At 70.2% G+C, this 15,544-nt stretch carries 17 protein-coding genes; 8 read left to right on the top strand and 9 right to left on the bottom strand.

Features of this window, described 5'->3' with window-relative positions:
* Nucleotides 1-7 precede the first annotated feature (7 nt).
* On the top strand, nt 8-1,675 hold the full coding sequence (locus ITJ57_RS16940) for an MDR family MFS transporter (protein ID WP_194671521.1): 1,668 nt from the start codon (nt 8-10) through the stop codon (nt 1,673-1,675).
* A gap of 69 nt (nt 1,676-1,744) precedes the next feature.
* Here ITJ57_RS16940 and ITJ57_RS16935 read toward each other — a convergent pair whose 3' ends face one another.
* From ITJ57_RS16935 to ITJ57_RS16920, 4 genes are read right to left on the bottom strand one after another with little or no spacing between them, the layout of a single operon-like run.
* Complete coding sequence (locus ITJ57_RS16935) at nt 1,745-2,296, bottom strand: SRPBCC family protein (protein WP_194671170.1); 552 nt, start codon at nt 2,294-2,296, stop codon at nt 1,745-1,747.
* Nucleotides 2,297-2,307: 11 nt separating this feature from the next.
* Nucleotides 2,308-2,817 carry a hypothetical protein gene (locus ITJ57_RS16930; RefSeq protein WP_194671169.1) on the bottom strand — a complete coding sequence of 170 codons (510 nt, stop codon included), beginning with the start codon at nt 2,815-2,817 and terminating at the stop codon, nt 2,308-2,310.
* Nucleotides 2,814-4,142: a serine/threonine-protein kinase gene (locus ITJ57_RS16925; protein WP_194671168.1), complete on the bottom strand. Its 1,329-nt coding sequence runs from the start codon at nt 4,140-4,142 to the stop codon at nt 2,814-2,816. Before ITJ57_RS16925 ends, ITJ57_RS16930 begins: the two co-directional genes overlap by 4 nt.
* A gap of 23 nt (nt 4,143-4,165) precedes the next feature.
* A complete protein-coding gene (locus ITJ57_RS16920) occupies nt 4,166-4,426 on the bottom strand; it encodes a DUF6458 family protein (protein ID WP_194671167.1) in 261 nt (86 codons plus the stop codon).
* A gap of 88 nt (nt 4,427-4,514) precedes the next feature.
* Between ITJ57_RS16920 and ITJ57_RS16915 the strand changes: the two genes are divergently transcribed.
* Nucleotides 4,515-5,240 (top strand): metalloregulator ArsR/SmtB family transcription factor, encoded by a 726-nt coding sequence (locus ITJ57_RS16915; protein WP_370582470.1) that lies wholly within the window; start codon nt 4,515-4,517, stop codon nt 5,238-5,240.
* A gap of 7 nt (nt 5,241-5,247) precedes the next feature.
* Here the strand turns inward: ITJ57_RS16915 and ITJ57_RS16910 are convergent, their stop codons facing one another.
* Nucleotides 5,248-5,916, bottom strand: a complete 669-nt coding sequence (locus ITJ57_RS16910) for a M15 family metallopeptidase (RefSeq protein ID WP_194671166.1) — start codon at nt 5,914-5,916, stop codon at nt 5,248-5,250.
* 154 nt (nt 5,917-6,070) lie between these two features.
* Here ITJ57_RS16910 and ITJ57_RS16905 point away from each other — a divergent pair, with 154 nt between their 5' ends.
* Nucleotides 6,071-6,766, top strand: a complete 696-nt coding sequence (locus tag ITJ57_RS16905) for a response regulator transcription factor (RefSeq protein ID WP_194671165.1) — start codon at nt 6,071-6,073, stop codon at nt 6,764-6,766.
* Nucleotides 6,763-7,935 carry a HAMP domain-containing sensor histidine kinase gene (locus tag ITJ57_RS16900; protein WP_194671164.1) on the top strand — a complete coding sequence of 391 codons (1,173 nt, stop codon included), beginning with the start codon at nt 6,763-6,765 and terminating at the stop codon, nt 7,933-7,935. The genes ITJ57_RS16905 and ITJ57_RS16900 overlap by 4 nt, the downstream gene beginning before the upstream one ends.
* A gap of 64 nt (nt 7,936-7,999) precedes the next feature.
* Here ITJ57_RS16900 and ITJ57_RS16895 read toward each other — a convergent pair whose 3' ends face one another.
* The 4 genes from ITJ57_RS16895 to ITJ57_RS16880 form a co-directional block, all read right to left on the bottom strand.
* Entirely contained in the window at nt 8,000-8,212 is a 213-nt protein-coding gene (locus tag ITJ57_RS16895) for a hypothetical protein (protein ID WP_194671163.1), read from the bottom strand.
* Nucleotides 8,209-8,454 carry a hypothetical protein gene (locus ITJ57_RS16890; protein ID WP_194671162.1) on the bottom strand — a complete coding sequence of 82 codons (246 nt, stop codon included), beginning with the start codon at nt 8,452-8,454 and terminating at the stop codon, nt 8,209-8,211. Before ITJ57_RS16890 ends, ITJ57_RS16895 begins: the two co-directional genes overlap by 4 nt.
* 118 nt (nt 8,455-8,572) lie before the next feature.
* Nucleotides 8,573-9,640 carry a hypothetical protein gene (locus ITJ57_RS16885; RefSeq protein ID WP_194671161.1) on the bottom strand — a complete coding sequence of 356 codons (1,068 nt, stop codon included), beginning with the start codon at nt 9,638-9,640 and terminating at the stop codon, nt 8,573-8,575.
* A gap of 36 nt (nt 9,641-9,676) precedes the next feature.
* Entirely contained in the window at nt 9,677-10,348 is a 672-nt protein-coding gene (locus ITJ57_RS16880; RefSeq protein ID WP_194671160.1) for a FadR/GntR family transcriptional regulator, read from the bottom strand.
* A 275-nt stretch (nt 10,349-10,623) separates the two neighbouring features.
* Between ITJ57_RS16880 and ITJ57_RS16875 the strand changes: the two genes are divergently transcribed.
* Genes ITJ57_RS16875 through ITJ57_RS16860 form a run of 4 tightly spaced genes read left to right on the top strand, consistent with a single transcriptional unit; the run spans nt 10,624 to nt 15,507 of the window.
* Nucleotides 10,624-11,658 carry a sugar ABC transporter substrate-binding protein gene (locus tag ITJ57_RS16875; RefSeq protein WP_194671159.1) on the top strand — a complete coding sequence of 345 codons (1,035 nt, stop codon included), beginning with the start codon at nt 10,624-10,626 and terminating at the stop codon, nt 11,656-11,658.
* The gene (locus tag ITJ57_RS16870) at nt 11,655-13,391 is read left to right on the top strand and encodes an ATP-binding cassette domain-containing protein (RefSeq protein ID WP_194671158.1); all 1,737 of its coding nucleotides are present in this window, start codon (nt 11,655-11,657) and stop codon (nt 13,389-13,391) included. The genes ITJ57_RS16875 and ITJ57_RS16870 overlap by 4 nt, the downstream gene beginning before the upstream one ends.
* Entirely contained in the window at nt 13,388-14,401 is a 1,014-nt protein-coding gene (locus ITJ57_RS16865; protein WP_194671157.1) for an ABC transporter permease, read from the top strand. The genes ITJ57_RS16870 and ITJ57_RS16865 overlap by 4 nt, the downstream gene beginning before the upstream one ends.
* Nucleotides 14,398-15,507, top strand: coding sequence for an ABC transporter permease (locus ITJ57_RS16860; protein WP_194671156.1), 1,110 nt, complete (start codon nt 14,398-14,400; stop codon nt 15,505-15,507). The genes ITJ57_RS16865 and ITJ57_RS16860 overlap by 4 nt, the downstream gene beginning before the upstream one ends.
* Nucleotides 15,508-15,544 lie beyond the last annotated feature (37 nt).

The raw sequence follows: 15,544 nt of genomic DNA, 5'->3' as shown, positions 1-15,544 counted from the left end.
GGGCCCGATGCTGCTCACCAAGCGCCGCATCTGGATCATCTTCGCCGCCCTCATCGCGGGCATGCTGCTCTCCAGCCTCGACCAGACGATCGTCTCCACCGCCATGCCGACGATCGTCGGACAGCTGGGTGGCGTCGACCACCAGGTCTGGCTCACCACCGCCTACCTGCTGGCCACCACCGTCGTCATGCCCGTGTACGGCAAGTTCGGCGACGTCCTCGGCCGTCGTCGGCTGTTCCTCGTCGCGATCGCGCTGTTCACCATCGCGTCCGTCGGGTGCGCCTTCGCCGGCGACTTCACCCAGCTCATCGTCTGGCGTGCCGTCCAGGGTCTCGGCGGCGGCGGGCTCATGATCCTGTCGCAGGCGATCATCGCCGACATCGTCCCGGCCTCCGAGCGCGGCAAGTACCTCGGTCCACTCGGCGCTGTCTTCGGTCTCTCCGCCGTGGGCGGCCCGCTCCTCGGCGGCTTCTTCGTCGACCACCTCACGTGGCAGTGGGCGTTCTACATCAACATCCCGGTCGGCATCGCCGCCTTCGCGATCGCGTTCTTCACGCTGAAGCTGCCGAACAAGAAGGCCACGGCCCCGATCGACATCCTCGGCGTGATCTTCCTCTCGGCCTTCACCACCTGCCTGATCTTCTTCACCGACTTCGGCGGCGACGAGGCTCATGGGTGGGGTGCGATCGAGACCTGGTTGTTCGGCATCGGCATGCTCGTCGCCGCCCTGCTCTTCGTCATCACCGAGGCGCGCGCGAAGGACCCGATCATCCCGCTGTCGCTGTTCAAGAACCCGACGTTCATCAACGCGACCGCGATCGGCCTCACCCTCGGGCTCGGCATGTTCTCAGCGATCGGCTTCGTTCCGACCTTCCTCCAGATGTCGTCCGGCACGTCGGCAGCCGCGTCCGGCCTGCTCATGATCCCGATGATGGTCGGCCTCATCGGCACGTCGATCGTGTCCGGCAACCTGATCACCAAGACCGGTCGCTACCGCATGTTCCCGGTCATCGGCACGCTCGTCACGGCGGCGTCCATGATCGCCTTCACGACGCTCACGGCCGACACCCCGATCTGGCTCATCTGCGTGTTCCTGTTCTTCTTCGGCGCCGGCCTCGGCCTGATCATGCAGGTCGTCGTCCTCGTGGCGCAGAACTCGGTGGACGCGTCGATGGTCGGAACGGCGACGAGCACGAACAACTACTTCCGCGAGGTCGGGGCATCGCTCGGGGTCGCCGTGTTCGGCACGATCTTCACCACGCGCCTGACCTCGAACCTGCGGGACGTCTTCGCCGGTTCAGGGGCGAGCCCCGATGAGGCGTCCAGCGCGGCGTCGACGATCGACCCGCAGACGCTCAGCCAGCTCCCGCCCGGCGTCCGCGACGGTGTCGTGACCGCGTACGCCGACGCGCTCGCCCCGGTGTTCTGGTACCTGCTGCCGTTCATCGGTGCCGCGTTCCTGCTCTCGCTGTTGCTCAAGCAGATCCCGCTCTCCGACGTCGCCGGGCTCGTCGCCCGCGGCGAGGCGCTCGGCGGCGAAGAGGCGGAGTCCCTCGAAGCGGCAGCCCGCGGCAAGGTGACGGCGTCCGCCGCCGGCGGTACGACGACGGACCGGTCGAGCGGTGCCGACGGTTCGGTGTCGACGACCACCGCCTCCGAGCCGCGCGAGCGATAGCCGCAACCGGTCGGATGACGACGGCCCCGGCACCTCAGGTCCCGGGGCCGTCTGTCGTGCGGCGGACGGCTAGCCCTTCGGGGAGACGACCTTGATCCGGGAGTGACCCGAGGGGCCCCCGGTCGACTCGATGTAGGTCTTGAACGCCTCGAGCGTCCCGCGGACGGCCCGCCCGGCGAGCCCGAGCGCCGCCGCGGTCCGCTCCACCGCGGTCACCGGCTTCCAGTGCACCGTGACGTCCACGCGGGTGTGCTGCTTGTCGACCGCCTCGAACGCGGCGTCACCACTGAACCAGACGTCGCCCTCGATGGTGCGCCAGACCAGACGCTCCTCGGGAAGCTGCTCCAGGATCTCGACGAGGAACTGCCGCGAGAGTTTGCTGATCGCGACGGTCCAGCGACTGTAGACCTCGCCGGTCGTCGTCACCTCGCGCACCGCCGGCAGGAACTCCGGGTACGACTCGAAGTCGACCCACTGCTTGTAGACGGCGGCGATGGGGAGGTCGACGACGACGCTGTGCTGCACGGTCGACACCCCGTCGCTATCCCGGCGGTCGCGTTTCGCCGACTGTTCATCGTCCGGCCCGGTGCCGGGCTCGTCGTCCGCTGCCGCTGCTGACATGCCTCGTCGTCTCATTTGTCCTTCTTGCCGTTCCCGTTGCCCTTGCCGTTGTTGCCCTTGTCACCGTTCTTGCCGTTGTCACCCTTGTCGCCGTCGTTCCCGTCGCCGTTCCCCTTGTCGTCGTCGTCTCCAGGCTCGTCCGCGCCGTCGTCCACCGGAGCGACAGGCTCCGCCGGTTCGACCGAACTGGGCTGCGGGGTGGGCGTGGGCGTCTCGACGACGGGGGAGAGGTCGGCCCTGACGGCGGCGATGGCCGCGCGGATGTCCGTCAGCCGACTCGCGGAGACGGAACCGTCCGCCTCCGCCTCGGCCAGCCGCGCCTCGAGGGCGTCCAACGCCGCGATGGCACCGGTGATGTCGCCGGCTGCGGCGGCATCGGCGACCAGGACGACCCCCTGTTGCAGCTCCCGACCGGTGTCCGCCTCGAGTCCGGCGTCCGGCGACGCGCAACCGCCGAGCAGCGCCACGACGAGCAGGGGAGCTGCGAACAGCACCCGAGCGCGGTTCCCCGGCCGCGTCACGGGGTCACCTCCCGCATCAGCTCGTCCAGGTGCGTCGACAGCGGATCCGGCAGCTCAGGCAGGGCCGGCACGGAGGGTTGCGCCGACGAGACGAGGAACCACACGAGGGCGACAGCCGCCACGAGCAGGATCACGCCGAGGAGCACCCAGACCCGGATCGTTCGCGAACGCCGCTCGACGGCGGCGCGTCGAGCGCGCTCGTCGACCCGATGTGTCGAGCGTGGGGAGTCATCGAGCACGGTCGTCGTGGCGAGCCCTTCACCGCCGCGCGGCCCGATCGGGAGCACCAGTGTGGGATCGACGGGCGGGCCCGGCGCGTCGAACCGCTCCGTCGTCGCCGTCGGGGCCGGCGCGTCGAACCGTTCCGTCGTCGCCGTCGGGGCCAACGCCATCGCGGTGGCAGGAGTGGTCGCGTCCGTCGGCGACGCCGACCCGGCCGACATCGCCATCGTCGCGGTCGCCGGGTCCGTCGCCTGGTCGAGCAGCGGGCCGAGGTCGCGCGCGGCCATGGCGACCTCGAGTGCCGTCGGGCGCGCGGCCGGATCCGACGCGGTCATCGCCGTCAGCAGGGACTTCCACTGGTACCCGAGCGCACCGGGGATCGTCGGCGACGCGTTCAGGCGCGCCATGAGGGATTCGTGGGTGCTGGTCTGCGGGTAGGCGCGGCGGCCCGTCAGGGCTTCGAGCAGGACGAGTCCGAGGGCGTACACGTCGGCGGGCGTGGCCGGATCGGCGCCGCGGACGAGCTCGGGGCTGAGGTAGGCGACGGTGCCCATCAGGGAGCCGGGCGCGGTCATGCGGGTGCTGTCGATGAGGTGGGCGATGCCGAAGTCGGCGAGCTTCGCCCGATACTCCTGATGCGGGAGGACCGATCGGCGCAACAACACGTTCGACGGCTTGATGTCGCGGTGGACGACCCTGGCCGCGTGGACCGTGTGCAGCGCCTCCGCGAGATCGACCGCCATCGCAGCGACCTCATGAGCGGGCAGCGGCGACCGGCTGATGCGTTGCGACAGCGTCGGCCCGTCGACGTACTCCATGACGAGGTAGGAGCCGTCGCCGGAGGTGACGCGTGCGTCGAAGAGGGTGACGAGGGCGTGATGGTTGAGCGACGCGAGCAGACGCGTCTCCGAGGCGGTCCGCGCCCCGAGTGACGCGTCGGTCGTGCCGGGGCGGAACAGTTTCACCGCGACCTGGCGTCCGAGCGTCTCGTCGGTCGCCAGATGGACGGTCGCCATCCCACCGGCACCGATGCGTCCTCCGAGGCGATAGCGTCCGTCGAGGAGGTCGCCGGTGCGCGGGTCGTCGACGCCTGGTTCGGCCATGGGTGCTGCGGTCCGCCCGGTCCTCAGAGGACGGGACCGTCGTTGTCGGTGGTGCTCCGGCGGGTCACGCGCTCGCCGCTGCTCGGGTCGACGGCGGAACGCGTCGTAGACGACACCTGGCGGTGACGCAGCACGAGGACGAGCGAGATGAGGAACACGACGGCGCCGGCCGCCATGAGGATGTACCCGATGAGCGTGAGGTCCACGGCGGGGACGTCGACGTCGACGGCGAAGGCGAGAATGGCTCCGATGACGATCAGGGCGATTCCGGTTCCGATACCCATGACAAGCTCCTTCTCCAGGTGACCCGGGCGTCGAGCGGGTGTGCTCGAGCGTGACCGACGGGTACCTCAGCCTATTATTGAGTCAATCGTGGTTGAGTCAACGGGGGTTGTGTCGGTGGAGTCGCTGGCGGTAAGGGCGTCGAAGTTCGCTGCGCTCGCCGAGCCAGCCCGCCTGCGCATCGTGGACCTCCTCGCGCTCGGCGACCTGTCGCCGACAGAGATCCAGGCGGTGCTCGGGATGAGCTCGAACCTGGTCGCCCATCACCTGAGCGTCCTGCAGAAGGCGGGGATCCTGTCGCGGTCGCGCTCGGAATCCGACGGGCGTCGCAACTACGTCCGCCTCGTCCCCGGCGCCTTCGACCGCCTTGCACCGGAACCGATCAGCGTCCCGAGCCGCGTGGTCTTCGTCTGCACGGCCAACTCCGCGCGGTCCCGGATGGCCGAGGCGCTGTGGCTGGACCGCAGCACGGTGCCCGTCGCCTCGGCGGGCAGCCGCCCCGCCGACGAGGTGAACCCGGGAGCAGTGCGGGCGGCAGCGCGACACGGCGTCCGGATCGGTTCGCAGCACCCGCGCGGGACGCAGGACGTGCTCCAGCCGGACGACTTCATCATCACCGTCTGCAACCGGGCGCACGAGGAACTCGCCGGGCACGACGACCTGCACTGGTCCGTCCCAGACCCCGCCCTGTCGGCCACCGATGAGGCGTTCGACGAGGCGTTCCGCGACCTCCGGATCCGGGTGGACGAGTTCGTCAGCCGATTGGCGCCGGTGCCCGCGGAGCCTCGCGCCGAGTCGCTGGACCGGCCGGCCTGACGAAGGCTCAGCCGGCGTCGGGGAGGAGCTCCGGGCATTCGCCGCCCGGGGTGGTCGCCAGTTCGAAGTGCCAGATCTCGTTCGCGTAGGTCTGGCAGAGGCCGAACGCGGAACCGTGCTCAATGAGCCAGTAGTCGGCGTCGGTCGCACCGATGTCGACGGCGGCTCCGCGAGTGTGCGAGGAACCTTCGGGGGTGGCGACGACCTGCCGTGCCGCCTCCTCGCTGCCGTACCGCAGGATCGCCTCGTCGAGCAGATGCTGCTGGTAGGCCGTGCTCCGCCATCCCGAGCTGATGAACAGCGTGATGTCGTCGTCGGCAGCGGCTTCGGTCGCCTGACGGACGGCCTCGAGGAGGTCCGGGTCGAGGTTCGCGATGCCGGGCAGCTCGACGTCGTCCACCGTGAAGCGGTTCTCGTCGAGCACGCCGTCGGCAGTCCCGAACCGGCCGTCGGTCATGCTTCCAGCGCCGTCGTCCGGATCGGGCTGCCCGGCCGAGGACGTGATCGCACGCGTGATCGCGGGCGCGACACCGGAGCACGCGACCAGGGCGATCGCGGCGGCGAGGGCGACGGCGGAGACCGCGAGGACGATGACGGCCCGGTTCGAGGTGCGCCGGGCGGGCGCAGGCTGTCGCGTCGCCTGCTGTCGCCGCCGGTCGAGGTCGTGGTGTCGCATGGTTCCTCCTCCACGGATCGTCGCGGGTCGACGTCCGATGATCGTGGTCCCAGTCCAGCCGCCCGGGGGTCTCGTGGGCGTCGGGCGATCGCCAGACGGTTCCGAAACATCCGGCCGCCTACGATCGACACACGCCCAGACGACCGGAGGTTCCATGCGTGTCTTGATCGCCGAGGACGAGCAGTACCTGGCCGAGAGCATCCTCGAGGGGCTGCAGCACGAGGGGCTCGCCGCCGACCTCGTGTTCGACGGCGACGCCGCGCTCGAACGGCTCGCGGTCAACACCTACGACGTCGTCGTCCTCGACCGAGACCTCCCCGGCACGCACGGCGACGACGTCTGCCGCTGGATCGTCGCGCGGGAGCTGCCCTGCCGCGTGCTCATGCTCACCGCCGCCGCCGAGCTCGACGACAAGGAGAGCGGGTTCGAGATCGGCGCCGACGACTACCTGACGAAACCCTTCGAGCTGCGCGAGCTCGTACTCCGGCTGCGCTCGCTGGCTCGCCGGCCGGCCGCTTCCCTGCCGCCGGTGCTCGAGTACGCCGGGGTGCGGCTCGACCCGTTCCGCCGCGAGGTGTACCGCGACGGGCGCTACGTGCGCCTGGCGAAGAAGCAGTTCGCCGTGCTGGAGATCCTCCTCGCGGCCAGAGGGGGTGTCGTGAGTGCTGAAGACCTGCTCGAACGGGCCTGGGACGAGCACGCGGACCCGTTCACGAACGCCGTGCGGGTGACGATGTCGACGCTGCGGAAGGTCCTCGGCGAGCCGTGGGTCATCCATACTGTGCCGGGCGTCGGGTACCGGGTGCTCCCGCCGGGCGAGGACGAGCTCACGAGGGCGGACGGCGAATGACCACCGATTCGCCAGCTCGCCCGGTCTCGTCCCGACCGGCACGCATCACGGCCCGAGTCAAGCTCACTGCGACGTATGCCGCCTTCACCGTCGTCACGGGTCTCGTCGCACTGATCGTCATCAACGTCATCATCTGGCGCTTCCCCGACTACCCGATCGCGCCAGCCGGCGATCCGGAGCAGTTGTCCGGCATCACCCGTGGCGAGATCCGTGATTCGCTCATCAACTACTCGATGCTCGCGCTCATCGCGATGGCCGTGATCGGCACCGGTGTCGGCTGGATCGTCGCCGGTCGGGTCCTGCGACCACTGCGCGATCTCAACGACGCAGTGCGGGCTGCCGCGGCGGGCTCGCTCGACCACCGCATCGCGATGACGGGTCCGCGCGACGAGTTCCGTGAGCTCGCCGACCGCTTCGACGACATGCTCGCGCGCCTGGAGCAGTCGTTCCTCACGCAGAAGCGCTTCGCGGCCAACGCCTCGCACGAGCTGCGTACGCCGCTCGCGACGATGAAGATGCTCATCGAGGTGGCGCAGGCCGACCCGGAGGGCCGTGACGTCGACCGCGCGCTCCGCCGACTGCACGAGACGAACGAGCGGGGGATCGCGATCGTGGAAGCCCTGCTGCAGCTGAACCAGCTCGACCGCCGACCGCTCGTGACCTCGCCCGTCGACCTGGCGGCGGTGGCCCGCGACGCGTCGCAGCTCGTCGCACCGGACGTCGCCCACGCCGGCGTCACGATCTCCTCGACCCTCAGGAGCACCGCCGTGCTCGGCAATCGCGTGCTCCTCCAGCAGCTGCTGACGAACCTGCTGTCGAACGCCGTGCGGTACAACAGCGGTCCGGGCGGATGGGTCTCGGTGTGGGTGGGCGGGGATCCGCACGCCGACCCGTCCGCGGCTGGCCGCGCGGTCGTGGTCGTCAGCAACTCAGGACCGCTCCTCGGCGACGACGAGGTCGCTCGGTTCGTCGAGCCGTTCGATCGCCACGACGCGAGGATCGCGCGCGCCGCCGGGGCCGACCGGGGCAACGGGCTCGGGCTGACGCTCGGTGCGCGGATCGTCGAGCTGCACGGAGGTTCGCTGCGCCTCGCGCCGCTGCCTGCCGGCGGGCTCGAGGTGACCGTGCTGCTGCCCGCCGTGCACGCTCCCGAGCCGGACGACGCCTGACCCCGGAACGACGAGACGGCCGACCGATCAACGGATCGGTCGGCCGTTCCGGTCGGAGCGGTCGTCACTGCACGGCGCAGGCCCTGGCCTCGTCGAACAGGTCCTCCGGCAGGTCCCAGGCGCCGTCCGCGTCGGGGTCGGGGACGTCGAAGCCCTGGTCGCGCAGGCACTGGGCGCGAAGTCGCAGTTCGTCGGAGATCTCCGCCCTGCTGGGCTGATCGGGGTTCACTGGCGGTGTGCCGAGTTCGGTGGTGCAGGCGTCGTAGGCCTGGTTCATCGCGTCGCTGCCGTCGGTCGTGTCGCCGTGCCGGGTTCCGGGTCCGTGACGTCGACCCCGTGGTCGCGCAGGCAACCCGCGAGGGAGATCGTGTAGTCGTCGAACGCCTGGGCGTAGGCGTCGGCGGTCGACGGCGACCCACCACCGCCGGACGGCGCGTCCGACGTCCCGGAGCAGGCGGTGAGCCCCAGCATGAGGGCGAGGACGGGGACGGCGAAGCCGAGGGCGGCTGATCTGCGCATGGGATGGTCCTTTCTGACGAGTGACCGGTGTCGGTCACCCAGCCATCCCAGCAACCGGGCTGTTCCGTCCTCGTCTGTCGATCACCAGACGTCCTCGACATGCGCGCGGACCAGGGGGTCAGTTCATGCGCATGACGATCCAGACGATGACCGTTCCGACGACGAAGGCGACCGGGATCCACGTGCCGGATCGTCGCAACCTGCGGCCGGACGGAGCGACCCCCGGCGGCGGCTTGAGGAGTCCGAGCGCGGGGGAACCGCTCCGAGCACGCGATGCCGGCGGCTGCTCCAGCGCTCCTGGTGACGGCGGCAGGAGGCGGTCGTCTCGCCACCGCGCCCACTGGTCCAACTTCGTCATCAGCGCGTCGACGACGCTGAACAGCCAGGCCCAGGTGTCGGGATCGAGCGTCGACACCTCCCGTTTCGTGTACAGGAACATCCAGTCGTCGATGATCTCGACGTCGAGCTCGGCGGCATGGTCGATGAACCGCGCCATGATGTCCGGCGTGAACAGGTACAGGGCATCGCGTTCGTAGCCCGCAGGGCAGTAGAGCGTGAAGTGCTGGTCGAAGTCGCCTTCGAGGGACAGCCGCTGGGCACGCTGGAACGCCGCCGGGAGGTTCGAGCCGAAGCCGTTGTTGCCGATCGCGTCGAGCACGATGTTCGGCAGCGGCACGTCGAGCTTCACCGCGACGTACCCCCAGTGGTGCGTCGTCGAACTCTTCCCGTGGCGGACCGTGTACCGGTAGTTGCCGAACTCCACGGGGCGGGGACGACCGCCCCGCAGCACGTCGGTGGCCTGCCGCGACGATCCGATCCCGAAGATCATGCCGGGGAACGGCGGGTAGCTGAGGTCGGAGGTGTACGTCATCCCGTTGGCTGCGGCGAACTGGGAGAGGCGGAAGCGCTTGATGCGTCTCGTGCGCCAGGAGAGGACTGCGACGACCGCGACGGCGGCGGCCGCGAGGAGTCCGATCCCGAGCAGCGGCGTCGGGCCGGAGCCGCCTCGTGAGGAAGACGACAGCATCCCCAACAGGACGAGGCAGGCGACGGCGACCACGATGACGCCCGCGATCAGGCCGATGAACAGCCGCGCGGACGGCGTGCGGTGGTATGCGGGCGCCTTCGCCATGGCCTCGCCGTCGATGGGGTCGATGAGCGCTCGGGTGTCGATCGTGCCGTCCATGCCCACACGCTACCCGCCCCGGGTCGCGGGCCTCGGTCACATCGAGCGGCGGAGCCAGCTCTCCACGCCGCTCACGTGCACCGTCACCAGGGCCCGGGTGAGTTCGATGTCGCGTCGCTCGAGGGCGTCGACGATCGCGTGGTGCTCCTGCAGCGTTCGGGCGACGGCCTTCTCCTCGGTCAGGCCGCGCCAGATGCGGGCGCGGACCGTCTTGCTGCCGAGGGCGGCGAGCAGGCTCGCAAGGTAGGCGTTGCCGCTCAGCTCGATCACGCGGGCGTGGAACTGGAGATCGTGCGCGACGAGGTCCTCGACCGTGGTCGACTCGTCCACCTCGTCCACCATGCTGCGCAGTTCGGCGATCTTCGCGTCGTCGAGGTGCTGGATCGCCATGACCGACGCGGACGGTTCGAGGATCCGGCGCACCTCGAACATCTCGATGAGGGAGCCGTCGGCGTGCATGTCGATGACGAACGACATCGCCTCGTGCAGCAGGCTCGGTTCGAGCGTCGTGACGTAGGTGCCGTCGCCGCGACGCACATCGAGCACGCGGATGAGTTCCAGCGCCTTCACGGCCTCGCGGAGTGAGCTGCGCGACAACCCGAGCGTCTCACTGAGTTCCTTCTCCGGCGGGAGCCGTTGGCCCGGCTTGAGATCGCCCGAGACGATCATCGCCTGGATCCTCGCGATCGCTTCGTCGGTGACTGCCATGGAGACCCCCTGCTCATGCGCGGCGGTCGTCGGTCGCACCGCCTCGCGCCATGATACATCCGACGTTTCGGTTGGGCGGGCCCCGCTGCTGGTCCCCGCCAGGCGTTGTGTTACGTCAGGTTGAGCGCCCTCTCGCGGCCCTCCCCGTCCGTCCCTACTGTTACTGCAACCCCGACGTCCCGGTGCAGGTCACCACCGCACCGACAGCGGACGGCGGCCCCGACCCACCCCCTCCCCCCGCACCGTCCCGCGCCCCACCGTCCTCTGGAGTCCCCATGCGTCGTCGATCGCGCCTCGCGCTGTCCATCATCTCGCTGGCCGTCGTGGCCGGTCTCGCCACCGGCTGTTCGTTGAAGCAGTCCTCGTCCGGCGGGTCGACGAGCGGACCCGCCGCCAGCGCCGCGGCGTCCGACGCCGACGTCCCCTCGCTCGAGGGCAAGACCGTCGGCGTGGCCGCGAAGGACGTCGTGCGCGACTTCGGTCGCCTCACCTACCAGGGCGTCCAGGACCGCTTGGAGGAGCTCGGCGCGAAGGTGGTCGCGACCCAGGCCGACGCGCAGGACGACAAGCACCTCGCCAACGTCGAGAACCTCGTCTCGCAGAAGGTCGACGCGATCGTCGTCATCCTCGGCGACGCCACGACGCTCGCGCCGGCGCTGCAGCAGGCGAAGGACGCCGACATCCCCGTCTTCACCATCGACCACGCCAGCGAGAACTCGGTGAACAACATCGGTTCCGACAACTGGCAGATCGGTTCCACGCTCGCCCGCACGCTCGCCGAGGACATCGGCGGGAAGGGCAAGGTGCTCGTCTTCAACGGCTTCTACGACGTCACCCCCTGCCAGATCCGCTACGACGAGTTCAAGCTGGTGCTGAAGAACTACCCGAACATCGAGGTCATCGAGCCCGAGCTGCAGGACGTCTACGAGGGCACCATCGAGGACGCCAAGCAGAAGACGAACGACGCCCTGACCCGCTACCCCAAGGGTGAGATCTCGGCCGTCTGGTCGTGCTGGGACCTCCCCGCGATCGGCGCCGCGCAGGCCATCGACGCAGCGGGTCGCAACGAGATCAAGGTGTACGGCGTCGACGCCGAGCCCGGTGCGCTCGACCTCATCGAGGACCCCGCCTCGGTCTACCAGTTCACCGTGGCGCAGCAGCCGACCCTGTTCGGCACCACGAGCGCGGACAACGTCGCCCGGTACCTCGGTGGACAGCAGGACGAGGTGCCACTGAGCACCTATCTCGACGCCGTGTTCATCGACAAGGCGAACGTCGCCGACGAGCGCAAGCGGCTCGGCCTGGAATGACGGACCGCACCTCGACCGACGAGTCGACCGCCCAGCGCACGCTGGACGGTCGACCCGGCGCGGCTGCTTCCGGCTCACCCGCGCCGGCGGTGACCATGCGGGGCATCGCGAAGGACTTCGGCGGCGTCCGCGTGCTGCACGACGTCGACCTCGAGGTGCTGCCGGGAGAGGTCGTCGCCCTCGTCGGCGAGAACGGCGCCGGCAAGTCGACGCTCATCAAGATCCTCACCGGGCTCTACACGGCGAGCGAGGGATCCATCGAGATCGACGGCGAACCCGCCGTCATCCGGAACCCCGGCGACGCCGAACGCCTCGGCATCCGGGTCATCCACCAGGACCGCCACCTCGCCGGACGACTCACCGTCGCCGAGCAGCTGTTCCTCGGCTCGCGCACCGCGTTCCTCACCGGCCGGCAGCTCGACCGCCGGGCGGAGCAGGAGCTCCTCGACCTCGTCGGACTCGACGTCCCGGGCAGCACCCTCGTCGACGAACTCAGCGTGGCCGAGCAGCAACTCCTGCAGCTGGCGATCGCGACGATCACGCGCCCGCGCATCCTCGTGCTCGACGAGCCCACGGCCCCGCTCGCCGCGGGGGACGTGGAGCGCTTGTTCCGCACCGTCCGCGCGTTGCAGGCCGAGGGCGTCGCCGTCATCTACATCTCCCACTACCTCCAGGAGGTGCGCGACATCGCGTCCCGTGTCGTCGTCCTCCGCAACGGCGAACGCGTCGGTGCGCTCGATCTCGCCGAACCCGACGCGACGCTCGACGCCATCGTGCAGCTCATGGTCGGCCGGAGTGTCGCGGAGTTCGGCGACGGGGAACGCGTCGCGGCGGACGCCGGGAGCGAGCCGGTCCTCGCGATCGACGCGCTGATGGTGCCGGACCGCCTCCACGGCGTCTCGATCACGGTTCGGCCCGGCGAGATCGTCGGGGTCACCGGGCTCGTCGGCTCGGGGCTCGAGGAGCTCGCCGACGCCGTCGTCGGCCTCCGCGCCCACGGCGGAACGGTGCGCCTCGGCGCCGCCGGCACGATCCGCTCGCCGCGCGCCTTCGTCCGTGCCGGCGGCGCCTACGTGCCGGCGAACCGCCACCGCGACGGCATCCTCAACCGGCAGTCCGTGCGGGAGAACCTGACGCTCGCCGCGCTCGACCGCATCACGGGCCTCGGAGGCATCCTGCGCGGTCGACGCGAGCGCGCGATCGCCGCCGACCTCGTCGACCGTCTCGACATCCGACCGGCGAACGACGCCGCCGTCGCCGGCAGTCTGTCCGGCGGCAACCAGCAGAAGGTCGTCCTCGGTCGCTGGCTGGCCGCCGGATCGACGGTGTTCGTGCTCGATCAGCCCACCTCCGGGGTCGACATCGGCTCGCGCCAGCAGATCTATGCGGAGATCGACGCGCTCGTCGCCCAGGGGGCCGGCGTGTTGCTCGTGAGCGTCGACCTCGAGGAACTCATCGGACTCGCCGACCGCGTGCTCGTGCTGTACCGCGGCACGATCCGTACCGAACTCCAGCGGGCGCAGGCGACCGCCGACACGATCCTCGCGTGGTCGACGGGCGTCGCCGAGCTCGCCCCGGTCTCCGACGCTCCCGAGCCCACTCCGGTCCCTGAGTCGACCCCGGTCCCTGAGTCGACCCCGGTCCCTGAGTCGACCCCGGTCCCTGAGCCTGTCGAAGGGCACTCGACCACCTCCCGGAACGCAGCATCGCCCACCCGAGGAGCCTCCGCATGACCGCCCTGTCCGCACCGCCCGCCGCCCCCTCGGCGGCCGCGGAGTCCACGACGAAGCGCCGACCGGTGTCCCGGCTGGGGCTGATCGGCTACGCGATCGTCGTGATCGAGATCGTCGTCTTCGCCGTCGCGTCGCCCGGCTTCCTCGATCCCGCGAACCTCGCGACGATCCTCACCCAGTCCGCGGTCTACGCCATCGCCGCCTTCGGCTTGTCCGTCGTCGTCGTGACGGGTGGCGAGGATGTCGTGCGTGGCGGCATCGACCTCTCGATCGGCGCCGTCCTGGGCTTCTCCGGTGCACTCGTCGCGGTCCTGCTGCAGGCCCAGCTCGGCCTACCGCTCGCCCTGCTCCTCGGGCTCGGTGCCACCGCGCTCATCGGACTCGTGAACGGGCTCGTCGTGGTCGCCGGGATCCGGCCGTTGCTCGTCACGCTCGCCATGATGAGCATCGTCACGAGTCTCACGATCGTCATCACCGACAACGTGAAGGTGCCCGTGTCCGACGGTGGACTCGTCTGGCTGCGCAGCGGTCACGTGCTCGGGCTCCCTGCCGCGGTCGTGGTGCTGGTGATCGTCTTCGCGATCGTCGCCTTCGCCACCGGTCGCACCAGCTGGGGTGTGCGGAACGCGGCCGTCGGTCAGAACCCCACCGCCGCGCGGGTCGCCGGGATCAGCGTGAACCGCCATCTCGTCGGCAGCTACGTGCTCGCCGCCGTGCTCGCGGGCATCGCCGGTGTGCTGATGACGAGCCGGCTCTCCGCTGCCCTCCCGGGGATCGGGGAGCAGTCGTTGATCGACATCCTGCTCGCGACCTTCCTCTCGATCGCCTTCTCCCGTCGTCTGGTCGTGACGATCACGGGCACGCTCTTCAGTGCGGTGTTCGTCGCGATCCTCACGAACGGGTTCAGTCAGCTCGGCGTCCCGAGCCAGTGGATCGGCATCACCAAGGGTGTGCTGATCCTGCTGGTCCTCGCGGTCGCCGCGATCCGTGAACGGAGCGTCAAGCGATGAGCATCGACACCCGGGAGGATGCGACGCCCGCCGCCGACTCGTCCACCACCACCGGCGGGCGCCGGCGGAGCGACACCCAGGGGCGCCGGGGGAGCGGCTCGGACAAGCGGGCCGGCGGTCCGCTCTCCACGCTGACGGTCAGCGGACTCGGGGCGGCCGTCCCGCAGGCCCTCGCCCCGACCGTGCTCGCCGTCCTCCTCATCGTGTTCGCGATCCTGTCGCCGTCGTTCCTGACCGCCGACAACCTCCTTGGCGTGCTCAACCAGAACGCCCTGCTCCTGCTGGCGGCGGTGGCGATGACGGTCGTCGTGCGGGCCGGCGGCATCGACCTGTCGATCGGGGTCGCCATCGACCTCGCGGCGCTGACCGCCTCGGCGCTCCTCGCGGACGACTACGTCGCCTGGGTCGCGATCGTCGGCGGACTGGTCGTCGGCCTCCTCGTGGGTGCGGTGAACGCGTTCCTCGTCGTCGTGCTGCGCATCCGGCCGTTCCTCGCCACGTTGAGCGTCTGGTTCATCGGTGGCGGGGTGCAGCAGGTCGCGACCGACGGCGGCTCGCCCATCTACCTGTCGCGCAGCAGTGTGCCGGACGAGTTCGCGTGGCTGGGCGCCGGATCGGTGCTCGGGGTGGCCGCGCCCATCGTCATCGCCGTGATCGTCCTCCTCATCGTGTGGGCGGCGCTCGAGCGGAGTCGTTGGGGGCGCGTGCTGACGGCCGCCGGGGAGCAGCCGACCGCCACGCGGATCGCCGGACGGATGGCGGGGACGTCGATGGCGACCGCGTTCGTCTTCGCGGCGGGGATCGCGGCGATCGCCGGACTGATCCTCGCGGCGCGGAGCAACGGCTTCGTCGCGAACAGCGGGCAGCTCTACGTGCTCGACTCGATCGGTGCGGTGTTCATCGGGACGACGCTCAGCCGGACCGGGCGGCCGAACCTCTTCGGCACGCTCGTCGGAGTGCTCATCTTCGCGTTGCTGACGAACGGGATGAACCTCATCGGCCTGTCCTTCTACTGGCAGGGCCTCGCGCGCGGGGTCGTCCTCATCCTGATCCTGCTGCTCGGTGTCCTCCTCGCGCGCGATCGAGCCCGCAAACCCCTCACCTGACGTCCGCCGGGTCTCGCTCGGGTGGTTGGTCGGGCCA

Source organism: Plantibacter sp. VKM Ac-2880 (genome assembly GCF_015351235.1).
GTDB lineage: Bacteria > Actinomycetota > Actinomycetes > Actinomycetales > Microbacteriaceae > Plantibacter.
Note: the sequence above shows the minus strand (reverse complement) of the source record. Positions and strands in the feature narration are given on the sequence as shown.